Source organism: Promicromonospora noduliphila (genome assembly GCF_056951025.1).
This window is the reverse complement of sequence record NZ_CM167806.1, coordinates 3,040,070-3,056,241: the sequence shown is the minus strand read 5'-3', so window position 1 is coordinate 3,056,241 and position 16,172 is coordinate 3,040,070. Positions and strand designations below refer to the sequence as shown.

The 16,172-nt window shown below is 73.7% G+C and carries 14 protein-coding genes; 6 read left to right on the top strand and 8 right to left on the bottom strand.

Annotation, left to right across the window (positions count from 1 at the left end):
• Positions 1-87 precede the first annotated feature (87 nt).
• From AC0QU1_RS13375 to AC0QU1_RS13360, 4 genes are all read left to right on the top strand, one after another.
• A complete protein-coding gene (locus AC0QU1_RS13375) occupies positions 88-297 on the top strand; it encodes a heavy-metal-associated domain-containing protein (RefSeq protein ID WP_483569842.1) in 210 nt (69 codons plus the stop codon).
• Positions 297-887 carry a DUF8832 domain-containing protein gene (locus tag AC0QU1_RS13370; RefSeq protein ID WP_483569841.1) on the top strand — a complete coding sequence of 197 codons (591 nt, stop codon included), beginning with the start codon at positions 297-299 and terminating at the stop codon, positions 885-887. Before AC0QU1_RS13375 ends, AC0QU1_RS13370 begins: the two co-directional genes overlap by 1 nt.
• Positions 884-3,202 carry a heavy metal translocating P-type ATPase gene (locus tag AC0QU1_RS13365; RefSeq protein WP_483569840.1) on the top strand — a complete coding sequence of 773 codons (2,319 nt, stop codon included), beginning with the start codon at positions 884-886 and terminating at the stop codon, positions 3,200-3,202. Before AC0QU1_RS13370 ends, AC0QU1_RS13365 begins: the two co-directional genes overlap by 4 nt.
• A gap of 76 nt (positions 3,203-3,278) precedes the next feature.
• Positions 3,279-3,587 (top strand): metal-sensitive transcriptional regulator, encoded by a 309-nt coding sequence (locus tag AC0QU1_RS13360; RefSeq protein ID WP_483576686.1) that lies wholly within the window; start codon positions 3,279-3,281, stop codon positions 3,585-3,587.
• Positions 3,588-3,638: 51 nt separating this feature from the next.
• Here the strand turns inward: AC0QU1_RS13360 and AC0QU1_RS13355 are convergent, their stop codons facing one another.
• On the bottom strand, positions 3,639-4,196 hold the full coding sequence (locus AC0QU1_RS13355) for an NADPH-dependent FMN reductase (protein WP_483569839.1): 558 nt from the start codon (positions 4,194-4,196) through the stop codon (positions 3,639-3,641).
• 215 nt (positions 4,197-4,411) lie between these two features.
• Here AC0QU1_RS13355 and AC0QU1_RS13350 point away from each other — a divergent pair, with 215 nt between their 5' ends.
• Positions 4,412-4,840, top strand: a complete 429-nt coding sequence (locus AC0QU1_RS13350; RefSeq protein ID WP_483569838.1) for a winged helix-turn-helix transcriptional regulator — start codon at positions 4,412-4,414, stop codon at positions 4,838-4,840.
• Between the two features lie 46 nt (positions 4,841-4,886).
• Positions 4,887-7,724 carry a cation-translocating P-type ATPase gene (locus AC0QU1_RS13345; protein ID WP_483569837.1) on the top strand — a complete coding sequence of 946 codons (2,838 nt, stop codon included), beginning with the start codon at positions 4,887-4,889 and terminating at the stop codon, positions 7,722-7,724.
• A 13-nt stretch (positions 7,725-7,737) separates the two neighbouring features.
• Here AC0QU1_RS13345 and AC0QU1_RS13340 read toward each other — a convergent pair whose 3' ends face one another.
• The 7 genes from AC0QU1_RS13340 to AC0QU1_RS13310 form a co-directional block, all read right to left on the bottom strand.
• Positions 7,738-8,139 carry a RidA family protein gene (locus tag AC0QU1_RS13340; RefSeq protein ID WP_483569836.1) on the bottom strand — a complete coding sequence of 134 codons (402 nt, stop codon included), beginning with the start codon at positions 8,137-8,139 and terminating at the stop codon, positions 7,738-7,740.
• A gap of 405 nt (positions 8,140-8,544) precedes the next feature.
• Positions 8,545-11,211, bottom strand: a complete 2,667-nt coding sequence (locus AC0QU1_RS13335; protein ID WP_483569835.1) for a tetratricopeptide repeat protein — start codon at positions 11,209-11,211, stop codon at positions 8,545-8,547.
• A gap of 71 nt (positions 11,212-11,282) precedes the next feature.
• Entirely contained in the window at positions 11,283-12,464 is a 1,182-nt protein-coding gene (gene wecB, locus AC0QU1_RS13330; RefSeq protein ID WP_483569834.1) for a non-hydrolyzing UDP-N-acetylglucosamine 2-epimerase, read from the bottom strand.
• 96 nt (positions 12,465-12,560) lie between these two features.
• Entirely contained in the window at positions 12,561-13,865 is a 1,305-nt protein-coding gene (wsfD, locus tag AC0QU1_RS13325) for a glycan biosynthesis hexose transferase WsfD (RefSeq protein WP_483569833.1), read from the bottom strand.
• Positions 13,862-15,205: a glycosyltransferase gene (locus tag AC0QU1_RS13320; RefSeq protein ID WP_483569832.1), complete on the bottom strand. Its 1,344-nt coding sequence runs from the start codon at positions 15,203-15,205 to the stop codon at positions 13,862-13,864. Before AC0QU1_RS13320 ends, wsfD begins: the two co-directional genes overlap by 4 nt.
• Positions 15,202-15,876, bottom strand: coding sequence for an archaeosortase/exosortase family protein (locus tag AC0QU1_RS13315; protein WP_483569831.1), 675 nt, complete (start codon positions 15,874-15,876; stop codon positions 15,202-15,204). Before AC0QU1_RS13315 ends, AC0QU1_RS13320 begins: the two co-directional genes overlap by 4 nt.
• Positions 15,873-16,058: a hypothetical protein gene (locus AC0QU1_RS13310; RefSeq protein WP_483569830.1), complete on the bottom strand. Its 186-nt coding sequence runs from the start codon at positions 16,056-16,058 to the stop codon at positions 15,873-15,875. Before AC0QU1_RS13310 ends, AC0QU1_RS13315 begins: the two co-directional genes overlap by 4 nt.
• Positions 16,059-16,172: the final 114 nt, after the last annotated feature.

Sequence of the window (16,172 nt, the reverse complement as noted above, 5' to 3'; positions counted from 1 at the left end):
CGCCGCTTGCATATACCCTACGGGGGTATAAGGTGGGGATACGACTACCCCCTAGGGGTAACATTCTCCGAGCGGAAGGACAAGGCGATGACGACGAGCGAGTACCAGGTGACCGGCATGACCTGCGGACACTGCGAGATGGCCGTGCGCGGCGAGGTGAGCCGGCTGCCCGGCGTCGAGCAGGTGGACGTGAGCTCCGCGACCGGCAAGCTCGTGGTCCGCAGCGCCGCCGTGCTGGACGACGCCGCGGTGCTGGCCGCGGTGGACGAGGCCGGGTACGCGGCGGAGCGGGTCTGATGAACACCGCGCGGCGGCTGGGCCTGTACGGCGCGGGACTCGCAGCGGTGTTCGCCGCGGCCTTCGTCGTCGCCGGTGCTGTCGTACCGGAGGGCTCCGCCGCCGCGTGGTCGGCGGCGGAGCAGGCCGACGGCGGCACGGACATGCCGGGCACGGACGGGACGCACGAGGCGGGCACGGACGGGCAGCACGGTGAGGCGGGCGCGGTGCCGGCGTCGGACACCGACACGGTCGGCGGGTACACCGCCACGCTCACGGGCGACCTGAGCGCGCGCGGCGAGTCCGTGCTCACGGCGACCGTGACCAAGGACGGCGCGCCCGTCACCGACCTGCAGCCCTACCTGGGCGCCTACGGGCACCTGGTGGCCCTGCGCGAGGGCGACCTCGCCTACCTGCACGTGCACCCCGACGGCGCCGAGCCCGAGGCCGGGTCGGTGTCCGGCCCGGACGTCACGTTCCTGACCGAGGCGCCAACGCCCGGCCGGTACCTGCTGTACCTGGACTTCAAGGTGGACGGCGACGTGCACACGGCACGCTTCGTCGTCGACACGGCGAGAGACACCACGCGAGACGCTACGGAAGGGGCATGATGTCGGACACCACGGCCCGCGCGGACGGGCCGGTCACCACCGTCGACCTGCAGATCGGCGGCATGACCTGCGCGTCGTGCGCGATGCGGGTCGAGAAGAAGCTCAACCGCCTCGACGGCGTGAGCGCCACCGTCAACTACGCCACGGAGAAGGCGAAGGTCACCGCGCCCGCCGGGTACGACCTGACCGCCCTCGTCGCCGAGGTGGAGAAGACCGGCTACACCGCCGTCCTGCCCGCCCCCGAGCCCGCGTCGGACGACGACGGCGACGCCGGACCGGACGCCGAGCTGCTGGCGCTGCGCACCCGGCTGATCATCTCGACGGCGCTCGCGGTCCCCGTGATCGTGCTGGCGATGGTGCCCGCGCTGCAGTTCACCTCCTGGCAGTGGGCGTCGCTGGTGCTCGCGGCCCCGGTGGTGGTGTGGGGCGCGTGGCCGTTCCACAAGGCGGCGTGGACCAACCTGCGGCACGGCGCCGCGACCATGGACACCCTCGTCTCGCTCGGCGTCCTGGCCGCGTTCGGCTGGTCCCTGTACGCGCTGTTCCTCGGGACGGCGGGCGAGCCGGGCATGACGCACGGCTTCGAGCTGACCGTCGCGCCGTCCGACGGCGCCGGCAACATCTACCTCGAGGTGGCCACCGGCGTCACGATGTTCGTGCTGGTCGGGCGGTACGCCGAGAAGCGGTCCAAGCGGCGGGCCGGCGCGGCGCTGCGCGCGCTGCTGGAGCTGGGCGCGAAGGACGTCGCCGTGCTGCGCGGCGGCACCGAGACCCGGGTCCCGGTCGAGAGCCTGGTGGTCGGCGACGAGTTCGTCGTGCGCCCGGGGGAGAAGATCGCCACCGACGGCGTCGTGGTGGCCGGCGCGTCCGCCGTCGACGCGTCGATGCTGACGGGGGAGTCCGTCCCGGTCGAGGTCGGCGTGGGCGACACCGTGGCCGGGGCGACCGTGAACTCGGGCGGGCGGCTCGTCGTCCGCGTGACGCAGGTGGGCGCGGACACGCAGCTCGCGCGGATCGCGCGGCTCGTGGAGGACGCTCAGTCGGGCAAGGCCGAGATCCAGCGCCTCGCGGACCGGGTCTCCGGCGTCTTCGTCCCCGTGGTCATCGCGGTCGCCGTCGCGACCCTCGGCGCCTGGCTCGGCGCGGGCTTCCCCGTCGCGGCCGGGATGACGGCGGCGGTGGCCGTGCTGATCATCGCCTGCCCGTGCGCGCTCGGGCTGGCCACGCCGACGGCGCTGCTGGTCGGCACCGGGCGGGGCGCCCAGCTCGGCATCCTGATCAAGGGCCCGGAGGTGCTGGAGTCCACGCGCGCCGTCGACACGGTGGTGCTCGACAAGACCGGCACCGTGACCACCGGCCGGATGACCCTGCTCGACGTCGTCCCGGACGCCGGCACCACGCGCGCGGAGCTGCTCCGGCTCGCCGGGGCGCTGGAGGACGCCTCCGAGCACCCGGTCGCGCAGGCGGTCGCGAAGGGCGCCACCCAGGAGGTCGGCGACCTGCCGACCCCCGAGTCGTTCGAGAGCGTCCAGGGCAAGGGCGTGCAGGGTGTGGTCGACGGGCACGCCGTCGTCGTCGGCCGGGAGTCGCTGCTCGCGGACTGGTCGCTGTACCTGCCGGCGGACCTGGCCGAGGCAAAGGCTCAGGCTGAGGTCGAGGGTCAGACCGTGGTCGCCGTCGGCTGGGACGGGCAGGCGCGCGGCATCCTCGTCGTCGCCGACCAGGTCAAGCCGACCAGCGCGGACGCCGTCGCGCAGCTCGTCGCGCTCGGCCTGGAGCCCGTGCTGCTCACGGGGGACAACCGGGCGGTGGCGGAGCAGGTCGCCGCGGAGGTGGGCATCACGCGGGTCGTCGCGGAGGTCATGCCAGAGGACAAGGCCGACGTCGTCGCGCGGCTGCAGGCCGAGGGCAAGGTGGTGGCGATGGTGGGCGACGGCGTCAACGACGCCCCGGCCCTCGCGCAGGCCGACCTGGGGCTGGCGATGGGCACGGGCACCGACGTCGCCATCGAGGCGGCGGACATCACGCTCGTGCGCGGCGACCTCGGCTCGGCCGCCGACGCGATCCGGCTCTCCCGCCGGACGTTCGGCACCATCCGGACCAACCTGCTCTGGGCGTTCGGGTACAACGTCGCGGCGATCCCGCTGGCCGCCCTCGGGCTGCTCAACCCGATGCTCGCGGGCGCGGCGATGGCGTTCTCGAGCGTCTTCGTGGTCGGCAACAGCCTGCGCCTGCGCTCCTTCGCGAGCCGGACGGCGGACGCCGGGCTGCCGGCGTCGCCGGGGCGGGCCGCGCGGGCGCTGCAGGACGCCTGAACGGCAGCCCACTTGACCAGATGGAGATGAGACCATGGGAACCATGACCGAATCAGGATCCCCCGCCGACCACACGATGGCCGCGGATGGCGACGCGCCGACCACGCACGGCTACATCACCGACAAGGAGAAGTACCTCGCGCGGCTCAAGCGCATCGAGGGGCAGGCGCGCGGGATCCACCGGATGGTCGACGAGGAGCAGTACTGCATCGACATCCTGACCCAGGTGTCCGCGCTGACCAAGGCGCTGGAGAGCGTCGCGCTCGGCCTGCTGGACGACCACCTCAAGCACTGCGTGGTGGACGCCGCCCGGGCAGGTGGCGACGAGGCGGACGCCAAGGTCAAGGAGGCGTCGGACGCGATAGCGCGCCTCGTCCGCTCCTGACCCGGTCCTGATCGTCCCCTGACCGGACGGCGCCGTGCGGCGTCGGCCCGCTCAGGCGTGCAGCGGCTCGAGCGCCCCCGCCCACGCGACGGTCTGGTCCAGCATGGTGTCGAGGGCCGGGGTCAGGTGCTCGCCCGGCTTGAACACCGAGTAGTTCTCGAACTCGGTGATCAGGGACAGCGCCACCTGCTGGCGCACGGTGGCGACCTGCAGCTCGGCCAGGATCAGGCGCAGGTGCTCCGCGGCGCGGGCCCCGCCCACGCCGCCGTAGGAGACGATGCCCGCGGCCTTGTTGTTCCACTCGCCGTACACGAAGTCGAGGGCGTTCTTGAGCACGCCGGAGGTGGAGTGGTTGTACTCCGGCGTCACGAAGATGTAGCCGTCGAACTCGGCGACCTTCGCGGCCCACTCCTTGGTGTGGTCCTTGGCGTACTGGCCCAGCGCCGGCGACATGGGCTCGTCGAGGTGGGGCAGCGGGTAGTCGGCCAGGTCCACGAGCTCGAACACCGCGTCCGTCCGCTGCGACGCGATCTCGTAGACCCACTTGGCGACGGCCTCGCCGTTCCGGCCCGGGCGGGTGCTGCCGAGGATGATTCCGATCTTGAGCATTGCTGGTCCTTACTCCTGGCGTGAGTGGTTCTTGTCCGAGGACCGGCTCCCGCCCGGCTCCGCCCCGGAGGCCGGGGAGCGAGCGTGCCGGGCGGGAACGAACGCGAGGACGCGCCGGTTGGTCCAGGTGTGACAACAGTGCGGAGATGCGGGTAATCCAGCTTTCAAATACGCACTTTGAAGTACGTCGGTAACCGGAGAGGAAGCATTGGGGCATGGCGTCGACCTCGCGTGATGCGCGGCTGGAGAGTGTGGCGGCACGGATGCCGGGGGCGCCGGACTCCCCGTGTGACGGCGAGACCCACGAGCTGACCAAGGACCTGCTCGGGCTCGTGGCCGACCGGTGGACGCTCCTGGTGATCGCGGCGCTGATCGCCGGCCCGCAGCGCTTCTCGGCCATCCAGTCCCTTGTGTCCGGCGTCTCGCACCGGATGCTCAGCAAGACCCTCCGCTGCCTGCAGCGGGACGGGATGATCACGCGCACCGCCTACGCCGAGGTGCCGCCACGGGTCGAGTACGAGCTGACCCCGCTCGGCCGCAAGCTCACCGACCTCGTCCACGGGTTCGTGGACTGGGCCCAGGCCGACGGGCACGAGGTCCGGGCCCACCGCGCGCGGTTCGACCAGGGGATCAGCGCGGGCTGACGGCGCCGGGCGCGCACGGGCCGCGCCGTCGGTGGATGATCGCTGTGTGGCAACTCCACGCCGCCCCGCCCAGCAGCCGTCCGTCGCCGCACCCGTCGGCACGCCCTTCGACCCGTCGGTCCGTGAGGCGGACGACGTCGCCCGCGAGCTCGGCGTCGACCCGGCCGTCGGCCTGTCCGACGACGAGGCCGCGCGGCGCCTGGCCGCCGACGGGCCGAACGAGCTGCGGTCGCGGCCGCCCGTGCCGCTCTGGCGCAAGGTCCTGGACCAGTTCCGCGACCCGCTGGTGGCCCTGCTGCTGGTGGCCGTGGCCATCTCGATAGCCGTCTGGTGGGTCGAGGGCGCGCACGGCGTGCCGGTGGACGCCGTGGTGATCGCGGCGATCGTCGTGCTCAACGCGGTGCTCGGCCTGGTCCAGGAGAGCAGGGCCGCGAGCGCCGTCGCGGCGCTGCGGTCCATGACGGAGGCGACCTCCACCGTGCTGCGCGACGGCCGCCGGCTCACCGTGCGGTCGGCCGAGCTGGTGCGCGGGGACGTGCTCGTGCTGGCGGAGGGCGACGCCGTCGGCGCCGACGCGCGCCTGCTCGGCGCGACGGCGCTGCGCGTGCAGGAGTCGTCGCTGACCGGGGAGAGCGAGGCCGTCCTCAAGGACGCGGCGGTGCTCGCGGCCAGGGCGCCGCTGGGCGACCGGTTCGACATGGTCTACAAGGGCACCGCCGTGGCCCAGGGCGTCGGCCGGGCCGTCGTGGTCGCCACCGGGATGGCCACCCAGATGGGCGCCATCGCGCAGCTCCTCGACGCCACCGAGGAGGAGGTCACCCCGCTGCAGCGGGAGATCTCGCGCGTGAGCAAGGTGCTCGGCCTCACGGTCATCGGCATCGCTGTGGTGGTGATGGTCCTGGCGGCGCTCGTCAACGACGTCCGGACGGCGAGCGACCTCGTCACCGTCCTGCTGCTCGGCGTCTCGCTCGCCGTGGCCGCCGTGCCGGAGGGCCTGCCCGCGATCCTGTCGGTGGTCCTGGCCGTCGGGGTGCAGGCGATGGCGCGCCGCAACGCCGTCGTCAAGAAGCTGCACTCCGCGGAGACGCTCGGCTCGGCGTCGGTGATCGCGTCGGACAAGACCGGGACCCTCACCAAGAACGAGATGACCATCCAGCGGGTGGTCACGGCCTCGGGCGAGGTCGCCCTCACCGGCGTGGGCTACCGGCCGGACGGCGCGGCCCGCACCGGCCCGGACGACGCCCCGCTCACCGACGAGGGGCTCGTCCGGGAGGTGACCATGGTGCTGGGCGGCGGCTCGCTGGCCAACGACGCCCAGCTCGTCGAGCGCGACGGCGAGTGGACGGTGCAGGGCGACCCGACCGAGGCTGCCTTCCTCGTGGCCGCGCACAAGCTCGCCGGCACCGTGGACCGGGTGGCCGGCTTCGAGCGCCGCGGCGAGGTGCCGTTCACGTCGGAGCGCAAGCTGATGTCCGCGCTCGTGGACCCGCCCGGCGACGGCGCCTGGGCGCTGGTCACCAAGGGCGCGCCCGACGTGCTCCTGCCGCGCTGCACCGACGTGCAGGTGGGCGAGGCGACCGTCCCGCTCGACGACGAGCGGCGGGCCGCCGCGCTCGCCGCCGTCGAGCGGCTGTCGCAGCAGGCGTACCGGACCCTCGGGGTGGCCTACCGGCGGGTGGCCGAGGGGCTCGGCACCGAGGGCCTGGAGGAGCACGAGTCCGACCTGGTCTACCTGGGCGTGGTCGGCATCATCGACCCGCCGCGGCCCGAGGTGCGGGCGGCGGTGGCCGAGGCCCATCGGGCCGGCATCCGCGTCATGATGATCACCGGCGACCACCCGGTCACGGCCACCCGGATCGCGAGCGACCTCGGCATCGTGGAGCCCGGGTCCCGCGCCGTCAGCGGCACCGAGCTGGACGACCTCGACGCCGAGGGCCTGCGTGAGACCACGCGGACCGTGTCGGTCTACGCCCGCGTCGCGCCGCAGAACAAGCTGCAGATCGTGGACGCGCTCCAGTCCGACGGGCACGTCGTGGCCATGACGGGCGACGGCGTGAACGACGCGCCCGCCCTGAAGACCGCCGACATCGGCGTCGCGATGGGCGTCACCGGCACGGAGGTGACCAAGGAGTCGGCCAAGATGATCCTGGGCGACGACAACTTCGCGACCATCGTCGCCGCCGTGCGACAGGGCCGGATCATCTTCGACAACATCAAGAAGTTCCTGCGGTACCTGCTCTCCTCCAACATGGGCGAGGTCTGCACGGTGCTGCTCGGCGTGGTGCTGGCCGGGGTGGTCGGCCTCGACGGTGCGGCGGGCGGCGAGGCCGTCGTCGTGCCGCTGCTGGCCACCCAGATCCTGTGGATCAACCTCGTGACCGACTCCGGGCCGGCGCTGGCCATGGGCGTCGACCCCGAGACCGACGACGTGATGGCCCGGCCGCCCCGGGGCGTGCACCAGCGGATCATCGACGCGCGGATGTGGACCGGCGTGCTGAGCATCGGGCTCGTCATGGGCGTCGCCACCCTGCTGACCATCGACATCTTCCTGCCGGGCGGCCTGGTCGAGGGCGCCGACTCCATCACGGTGGCCCGCACAGCCGGCTTCACCACGCTCGTGCTGGCCCAGCTCTTCAACGTGCTCAACTCCCGGTCGGAGACCACCAGCGCCTTCCACCGGCTGTTCGCCGGCCGCTGGCTCTGGGGCGCGATCGTGCTGGGGGTCGTGCTCCAGGTCGCGGTCGTGCACGTGCCGTTCCTCCAGGTGGCCTTCGGCACGGCCGACCTCGACCCGATGCACTGGGGTGTGGCGGTCGCGATGGCGTCGTCGGTGCTGTGGTTCGACGAGGTCCGGAAGCTGGTCCTGCGGTCGCGGCGGGGTTAGGGCGTCTTCCCGTTCATCGGAGCACGGCGGCGACGGCGCTGACTTCGACCAGCGCGCCGGGCACCCCCAGTCCGGCGACGCGCGCCCCGGTCACGAGCGGGGGTTTGTCGGAGGCGAGCAGCGGCGCGATGGCGCCGTACGCCGCGGCGAGATCGACGCCGTCGACGTAGAGCACGTTCCACTGCAGGACGTCGGCGAAGGTGGCACCGGCCGCCGCGAGCGCGGTCCGTACGTTCTCGACGGCGCGGACCGACTGTGCGGCGACGTCGTCCGCACCGACGAGCGCACCATCGGCGTCGACGGCGTTCTGGCCGCCGACGTAGATGGTGGTCGCACCGGGCGGCACGACGGCGACGTGGCTGAAGGCGGGGCTCGAGACGAGCCCGTCAGGGCGAAGGAGCTGTATCTGTTCCATGCCTCGATGGTGCCAGCCGCCACTGACACTCACTCGGGCCCAAGACTTCGGTCCTGGTGGTCTGCCGAACCGCAAGTTGGTCGCCACCCGACGGCCGAACCGCAAGTTGGTCACCACTTTCGTCGTCGAACCGCAAGGTACACGTCGATCAGTGCCCATCCGGACACACAACGTTCGGTTCGACGTCGGTGGTGACTCGGAGCTTGCGGTTCGACGCTCGTGGTGACCGCTAACCTGCGGTTCGGCCGCCAGGTGGTGGTAGTGCGGCGAGATGGCCGGCATGTTCAGTGAGGTCGTCGATACCACGCCGAGGTGGGTGGCTCACTTAGTGAGATCGCCGTCCGGTAGGGCAACGGGGCGCGGCCAGCGCCCTCAGTGCTGGTCGAAGCGCCGACTCGCCCGGTGCTACCCGGTCTCCCCGCGGAGGTGCTCCAGGTGCGCCCGCGTCCGTTCGAGACCTGCCGTGTACGGCGCGGGGTTGCGGTGCACGGCCCGCTCGTAGACGTCGACGGCGCGCGCGACGAGCGCCAGGGCGTCGGACGCCCGGCCCCGCGCCGTCAGCCTGTACGCGAGGTTGTCCAGCGCGCGGGCGAGGCCGGGCTCGTGGCGTTCGGGGCTGGCCTGCGCCAGCCGCTGGTACAGGTCGACGGTGCGCTGCGCGACCGGCAGCGCCTCGTCTTCCCGGCCGAGCGCGGCGAGGTCGACGGCGAGGTTGTCCAGCGCCATGGCCAGGTCGGGCTCGTAGCGGTCGGGATGGTTCCGGGCGAGCCGCTCGTAGACCTCGACGCCGCGTCGGGTGGGCGAGAGGGCCTGGTCCGGCCGGTCCAGGGTCGTGAGCGCGATCCCGAGGTTGGTCAGCGAGATGGCGAGGTCGCGTTCGTAGCGGTCGGGGTTGGTCCGGGCGAGCCGCTCGCGGATCTCGACGGCCCGCTCCGTGGCGGCCAGGGCCTCGTCCGGCCGGCCCAGCAGCGAGAGGCAGCTCCCGAGGTTCGTCAGCGCGCGGGCGAGGTCGGGTTCGTGGTGCTCGGGACTGACCTGTGTGAGCCGCTGGTACAGGTCGACGGCGCGCTGCGCGACGGGCAGTGCCTCGTCGTACCGGCCCAGCTCGGAGAGATCGATCCCGAAGTTGACGAGCGACATCGCGAGTGCGGGACGGTAGCGGTCGGGGTCGGTGTCGGCCAGGCGGGTGCGGATCTCGACGGCACGCCGGCTGGCCGAGAGGGCCTCGTCCGGCCGGCCCACGGCCGTCAGCCCGACGCCGAGGCTGGTCAGCGCGTGGGCGAGGTCGGGTTCGTACCTCTCCGGGTCGGTCTCGGCCAGCCGCTCGTACAGGTCCGCGGACCGCTGGAGGGCCGGCAGCGCCTCGTCGGGCCGGCCGAGGTCCCAGGACCAGAACCCGAGCGTGTTCGCGGCGTCGGCGACGTGCTCGTCGTCCACGCCGTCGGCGGCGTCGAGCAGGGCGACGTGCGTGCGCGCGAGACGCACGGCCGTGGGAGCCATCGTCACCGACGGCCCGAGCAGGGCCCACAGGACACGTCCCACCGTCGTGTGCTGCGGGGGCAGGTGGTCGGCGAGGTGGTCGGCCAGCGCTCGGACCTGGATGCGCTGGTCGGGGTCCCGGGCCGGATCGGTCGCGGCGCGGGACAGCACGATCATCGCGTGCACGGCCTGGTCGTCCGAGAGGCCTTCCAGCAGCGCCGTCACCCGCCGTGCGACCGGGCGCGGGCCGACGGTCAGCGCGTCGACGACCAGGTGCTCGGCGACCCGGTCCGGGGTGAGCGGTTCGACCCAGCTCCCCGCGCCGTCGTCGGTGGTGGGGTAGGCCTTGCGGAGCCAGCGCGCGGCCGCGGCGGCATCCGGCGGCGCGTCGTCGGCGAACGTGCCGAGCACGCGGTCCGCGAGTGCCTCGGTGGCGGGCTGGTCCGGCGCCCCCAGCAGGGCGACGGCGGCGACCAGGACGCGCCGCATGCCGACGGTCAGCGTGTCGCCGAGGCCGACGTCGTGGGCGGTGGCCTGCCAGTACCGGTCGGCCTCGTGCCGGAGCAGCTCGGTGAACACCTGGCCGGCGCTCACGGGGCCGGAGGTGGCGGGGGTGGACGTTGCGCGTCGGTCAGGGTTCTGCAGCACGTCCAGGACGGCGACCAGGGCGACGGCGGTCAGGTCCAGCACCCGCGACCGTTCGGTGCCGTCGAACCGGACCCGCGGGACCGGCACGCCGAGGTGCGTGGCGAACGCGGTGGCGGCGGCCTGGACGACGTCGTGGGGTGCGGCGTCGAGGTCGGGCAGGTCCTGGTCGTGGTACCCGGCGGCCAGGGCGCCGCCGAGCCCGCCGGGGATGCCGGTGAGCTTGTCCCACCAGTTGCCGGCCTGCCGGGCGAGCAGCAGGACGCGGAGCGTGCCGGGGTCGTCGAACGCGTCGGTCAGGAGCTCGCGCAGGTCGGGGCGGGTCTCTGCGTAGTCCACGACGATGAGCACGGGCCGGTCGCCGGCGTGCTCGCGCACCGTGGCGACCGCGCCCTGGGCGTCCCGGCTGGTGCCGAGGAACAGGCACTCCCAGTCTCGGTCGGCGTCGTGGAGGCGGCGTTGCAGCTCGTCGGCCAGGCGGGTCTTTCCGACGCCGCCCGGGCCGGTGATCAGGCGGAACGATGGGCCTGGGCCTGGGCCTGGGCCTGGGCCTGGGCCTGGGCCGGTGCTCGTGCCTGTGCACCAGGCCAGCAGCTCCGCCATCTGGGCGTCCCGGCCCAGGAGCGGCAGCCCGATCTCGGCGGCCCGGTGCGGGGACAGCAGCGTCGTCAGCCCGCTGGGTGCCCGCGCCCGCAGGTGCGTCGCTGCCTCGGCGACCTGGCGCCGTCGTTCGCGCGCGTCCAGCGCCCGGCCCGCGAGGTGCTCCAGCACGAAGCCCGCCGCCAGGCCGGCCACAGCGGCCAGGACCGTGACCCACCAGGCGGCGTCCGCAGGCACCAGCTCGGACGCGATGAAGACGACCAGCGCCGCGACCGCGACGGCCCCGACACCGAACCACGGGAGGCTCCTGCGCCACCGGGAGGGTCGCCTCGGCGCCGTCGATCGCATGCCCGGAATGTACCGGTCGGCGCCCCGGCCTGCACCCGGGCGAACCCTCCCGCCGAGATCGGGTGACCCCGTCAGCGCGCCAAGGCGGCCGCCGTCGTCCACCCGGTGACGTCGTCCGCCCGGCGGCTGGTGAGCATGGTCTCGATGACGTCGACCACACGTTCGGCGGCGTGGCCGTCGCCGAACGGGCTGGGTGCCGTGGCCATGCGGCGGTGCAGCTCCTGGTCGGTGAGCAGTGCGCTGAGCGTGTCGGCGATCTGTCCAGCATCGGTGCCGACGAGCACCCCGCCGCCGGCGTCCAGGAGCTCGGGGCGCTCGGTGGTGTCGCGGGTGATCACGACGGGCACGTCGAAGGCCGGCGCCTCCTCCTGGATGCCGCCGGAGTCGGTGACCACCACGCTGGTCTTGGACAGCACCCGGCAGAACTCGGCGTAGGGCAGCGGCTCGGTGAGCCGGATGTTCGGCGTGCTGACGACGGTCGGCACTATCGCCTCGCGCACGATCGGGTTGCCGTGCAGGGGGAGCACGAAGAGCACGTCCGGGAACTGCGCCGCCACCTGGGTGATCGCCTGCGCGACCTGGGCGATCCCGTCGTCCCACGACTCGCGCCGGTGCGCGGTGACCAGCACCAGCCGCCGGCCCACCTTGATCGCCGTGTCCACGACCGGGTCGCTGATCCGGACGGGTAGGGACGCGGTGTGCATGAGGGCGTCGATGACGGTGTTGCCCGTGACCACCACCTGCTGCTCCGCCACGTGCTCCAGGTAGAGGTTGCGGGCGGCCAGGGCGGTGGGCGCGCAGTGCCGGGCGGCGATGGCGCTGATGAACTTGCGGTTGCCCTCCTCGGGGAACGGCGAGTAGACGTCCCCGGTGCGCAGCCCCGCCTCGACGTGCACCACCGGGATCTGGCGGTGGTACGCGGTCAGCGCGCCCGCGAACGCCGTCGTCGTGTCGCCCTGCACGACGACGGCGTCCACCGGGTGCGCGTCCAGGTACTCGCTGAAGCCGCGGATGGCGCCCACCAGGACGTCGTCGAGCGAGTACCCGCGCCGCAGCAGGCCGAGGTCGTGGTCCGGCTCGATGTCGAAGAGCCGGTTGACCTGGTCGAGCATGCCCCGGTGCTGCCCGGAGGTGACCACGAGCGGCGTGTGTCTGGCGCGCCGCTTGAGCTCGTTGACCACGGGGGCGAGCTTCACGGCCTCCGGCCGGGTCCCGTACAGCACGGCGATCTGGCGGCGAGCGGTCTGGTGCATGGCGCTTCTTTCTGCTCGGTCGGCAGGCCCGCTGACCGCGGGCCACCCTGACCGACGTAGCCGTGGGGGAGCGGTGACGTCCGCGTTCGTGATCCGTCAGCCCACCCGCGCGACCGCCGGCCTGGCGGCCGCGTCGAGCGCGCGTGAGGTGAGCCCGGCGGCGACCAGCAGGCACAGGCTCAGGGGCGCGGCCAGGCTGCCGACGACGACGTGGCGCGCGGGGACGGCGGTGTCGAGGAGCACGGTGCCGACCACCTGGCTCACCGCGATGCCCAGCAGGACCAAGGCCACGGCCGCGAGCCGCCGCGCGTTGCGGCCGTGGACCGGCGAGCGCACGATGACCACCGCCAGCCAGGCCAGCAGGATCCCCGAGACGATCGCCCCCGGCGGGCCCAGCGCGGAGAGCTGGGCCTGACGTGACGAGAAGAGCGTGACCCGCTGCTCCTGCTCGCCGGGGCGCGCGTCGCCGGCCTCGTCGAACGAGCCCAGGCCGTCCGGGCGGCCGTCACCCATGGCGTCGACGGTCCGGTCGAGCCGGTCGTACAGCGCGGCCGGGCCCGACGGGACGTCCCACGTGGGCTGCGGGGGGCCGGGGTCGACGCCCGCGTCGGCCGCGAGCCCGGCGAGCACGATCGTGAGCGCCACGGGCACGGCCCAGCCGGCCCAGCGCGAACGCCCGCGAGCCCGGTAAGCGCGCAGCACCAGCGCCACCCCGATCGGCACGACGGCGAGCGCGGCCACCGGCCCGGACGAGACGAGCACCGCGCCCCCCAGGCCGAGCACACCCCAGCCGACCCACCCGCCCCGCAGCCCACGACCCCGCCCCCGCCCGGTCGTATCCAGCAGCAGCCAGCCGCTCGTGCACAGGAACAGGCCCGCGATCCCTGCCGCCTGCGGGTACAGGCTGGCCGCGTACCCGACGAAGGACGCGTCCATCAGCAGGAACCAGGTGAGGCCGGCGGTCACGGCCCGCCCGTAGCGCCGCCGTCGGGCGAGCTGGCCGACCAGTGCGGCGAGGAGCGCCGCGAGCGCGCAGTAGAAGACCGAGGACGCCCGGAGGTCCAGCTCCGCGGTGCCCAGCGCCGTCGACACGACGCGGACGAGCGACAGCCCGGCGAGCTGCGGCCACGGGGGCGCCGTCGTGGTGTCGTGGGCGCACGGGCCGTCGTCGGCCAGCCAGCGGAAGACGGCGAAGGCGAAGTACCGGTCGTCGGTGTCCGGGGCGATGCCGAGCCAGCAGGCGAGCGGAGCGCCGCTGCCGTCGTCGGCCAGGCCGACCGGGCGGGGGACGAACACGCGGACCAGGCCCAGGACGAACAGGAGTGCGGCCCAGGCCGCGGTGGCGAGCCACGGGCGCGCGGCGACGGCGGCCCAGCGGCCGCGGGAGTACCGCCCGGTCACCGGGCCGGCACCGCCTCGACGAGGGACCGCGGGCTCGCTGGCTCGGGGGCCTCGCGGGTCCGGGCGGTCTTGGCCCAGGCCGTCTCGCCGCGCAGCACCCGGGCCAGCGCCTTCCAGGCGCACGCGAACGAGAGGTAGTTGGTGAGCACCATGTAGTTGCCCATCGCGAGCCCGCGCCACAGCCCCACGCGGCGGTCGCGGCGCCAGTAGAGGACGCCGTTGAACACCGCGGGGGCGAACGCGATCAGGTACCAGGCGAGCACCACGAGCGCCGTGACGACGGGCGTGGTGGCGAAGTCCAGGAGGGCCGACCCGTTGAGGATCAGGTCGGCGAGGCAGACGTGGAACAGCACCGACCAGGGCAGGGTCAGGACCCAGGGGGAGAGGCAGTAGAACGACAGCTCCAGCGCCGCCACGTGCGACAGGTGGGGTGAGCGCCAGATCTCGGGCAGCCGCTTGATCGTCATCATGTGGCCCTGGTACCAGCGGGTGCGCTGGCGCAGCAGCAGTGGGATCTTCTCCACGGCCTGCTGCTCCACCGACGCGAACGGCGTGGTGGTCAGCTCCCAGCCGCGCAGGGCGAGGGTGATCGCCAGGTCCAGGTCCTCGGTCAGCGAGTCGGTCCAGGGGCGCTCGCCGGCCGAGTCCAGCGCGGACAGGCGGCTGAACTGGGCGTTGCCGCCCAGGCTCACGGTGCCGGTCGCGGAGCGGCCGATCTGCGTGACGCTGGAGGCGCCCCAGAACTCGAAGTCCTGGAACCGCGTGAGGAACGAGGTGCGGTTGCGGATGCGCACCTGGAGCTGGACGCCGCCCACGCCGGGCCGGTCGAACAGCGGCAGCACGTGGCGCAGGGCGCGCTCGGAGAGCCGCCCGTCGGCGTCCATCACGCACACCACCACGCGGTCGGGGTCCTGGCCGAGCGTGGCGACCATCTCCCGCACCCGCGCCAGTCCCGCGTTCAGGGCCTCGCCCTTGCCCTTGCGGGCCTCGGGCAGCTCGCGGCGCACCACCTCGACCCGGGCGCCGCCCGAGGCCAGCGCGATGGCGGCGGTGTCGTCGTCGGACCCGTCGTCGATGACGACGGTGGTGGTGCCCGGGTTGATCGTGAGGCCCGCGACCGTGCGGCCGATCACCTCGGCCTCGTTGAGGCACGGGACCAGGAAGTAGACGGCGAGGTCGGGCGTGGCGGCGGTGGGCCCGGTGCCGTAGCTCGTGCCGCCCAGGTGGTCGAGGCGGGTGCCGTTGCGGCGGATCTCCTTGATCCCCGACCACATGAGCAGCACGAAGTACGCCATGGACGAGGTGATGATGAGTGTGGCGACGAGGCTGACGAGGCTCACGCGTCCCCTGTCTCTCGGGTTGTCGCTGTCTCTCGGGCTGGCGAGGCAGCCGCGCCGCGGCGACGGCGGACGGCGTCGGCGCGCCGGGGCCCGCGCAGCAGGGCGATGCGGGTGAAGACCAGGGCGCACAGGCACAGCGTGGCGATCATGAGGATCGAGCCGCCCACGGTGTGCGACCAGCCGAAGCCCGTCTCGCCCCAGTGGGCGGTGGCCTCGGTGATGAGCACCATGCGCGCCGTGTTGACCACCACGAGGATCGCGACCGTGGCGAGGCTCGCGAGGAGCAGCCGCCCGGCCCGCGCCCGGCGCCACACCGCGAGCAGCAGCGCGGTGGCCACCAGCACGCCGCCCACGTACCACGCGGCCGAGCACTCCTCGGTGATGGTGAAGCCGCCCCAGACCGGGATCGCCCCGGGCGCCGCCTGGTAGTAGAAGACGTCCTCGGCCGGGAACACCTTGGCCGGACGCCCCAGCACGGTCTCCAGCGACCAGGCGGTCAGCAGCGCCTCGCCGTGCCGGAACCGGTCCATGAGCAGCACGACGGCGACGCCGGCCGCCGCGAGCGGCAGCGCGGCCAGCACCCGCAGCACCCCGTGACCGCGCGCCGGCCGCGGGCCGACGGCGGCGGGGGAGCCGCCGTCGGCCACCGCCGGGAAGGGTGGGGCGGTCACCGCTGGCCCGTCGCCGCGAGCCGACGGCGCGGCCGGCTCGCCCGGATGAGGATGAACCCGCCGACGACGCACGTGATCGCGGCGACGGCGAGCCACAGGCCGTCGAAGCCGGTCTGCGCGAGCGTGCCCGCGCCGACGACGCCGGTCGCGACGCCGCTGCCGACACCAGGGGTGTTGTACATGCTGTGTTCCTCTCGCTCCGCGGGCCGCACGGGTCGCGGCCCTCCTCGGGGACAGACGCAGCCGGGCGGTGCCGACGACGGTCCGGTTCTGTGGGGCTGGTCACCCGGTACCGC

What these genes read in the sequence shown, in the direction of transcription:
- AC0QU1_RS13375 (WP_483569842.1), top strand. Translation starts at nt 88, where the DNA reads ATGACGACGAGCGAGTACCAGGTGACCGGCATGACCTGCGGACACTGC.
- AC0QU1_RS13370 (WP_483569841.1), top strand. Translation starts at nt 297, where the DNA reads ATGAACACCGCGCGGCGGCTGGGCCTGTACGGCGCGGGACTCGCAGCG.
- AC0QU1_RS13365 (WP_483569840.1), top strand. Translation starts at nt 884, where the DNA reads ATGATGTCGGACACCACGGCCCGCGCGGACGGGCCGGTCACCACCGTC.
- AC0QU1_RS13360 (WP_483576686.1), top strand. Translation starts at nt 3,279, where the DNA reads ATGGCCGCGGATGGCGACGCGCCGACCACGCACGGCTACATCACCGAC.
- AC0QU1_RS13355 (WP_483569839.1), bottom strand. Translation starts at nt 4,196, where the DNA reads ATGCTCAAGATCGGAATCATCCTCGGCAGCACCCGCCCGGGCCGGAAC.
- AC0QU1_RS13350 (WP_483569838.1), top strand. Translation starts at nt 4,412, where the DNA reads ATGGCGTCGACCTCGCGTGATGCGCGGCTGGAGAGTGTGGCGGCACGG.
- AC0QU1_RS13340 (WP_483569836.1), bottom strand. Translation starts at nt 8,139, where the DNA reads ATGGAACAGATACAGCTCCTTCGCCCTGACGGGCTCGTCTCGAGCCCC.
- AC0QU1_RS13335 (WP_483569835.1), bottom strand. Translation starts at nt 11,211, where the DNA reads ATGCGATCGACGGCGCCGAGGCGACCCTCCCGGTGGCGCAGGAGCCTC.
- wecB (WP_483569834.1), bottom strand. Translation starts at nt 12,464, where the DNA reads ATGCACCAGACCGCTCGCCGCCAGATCGCCGTGCTGTACGGGACCCGG.
- AC0QU1_RS13310 (WP_483569830.1), bottom strand. Translation starts at nt 16,058, where the DNA reads ATGTACAACACCCCTGGTGTCGGCAGCGGCGTCGCGACCGGCGTCGTC.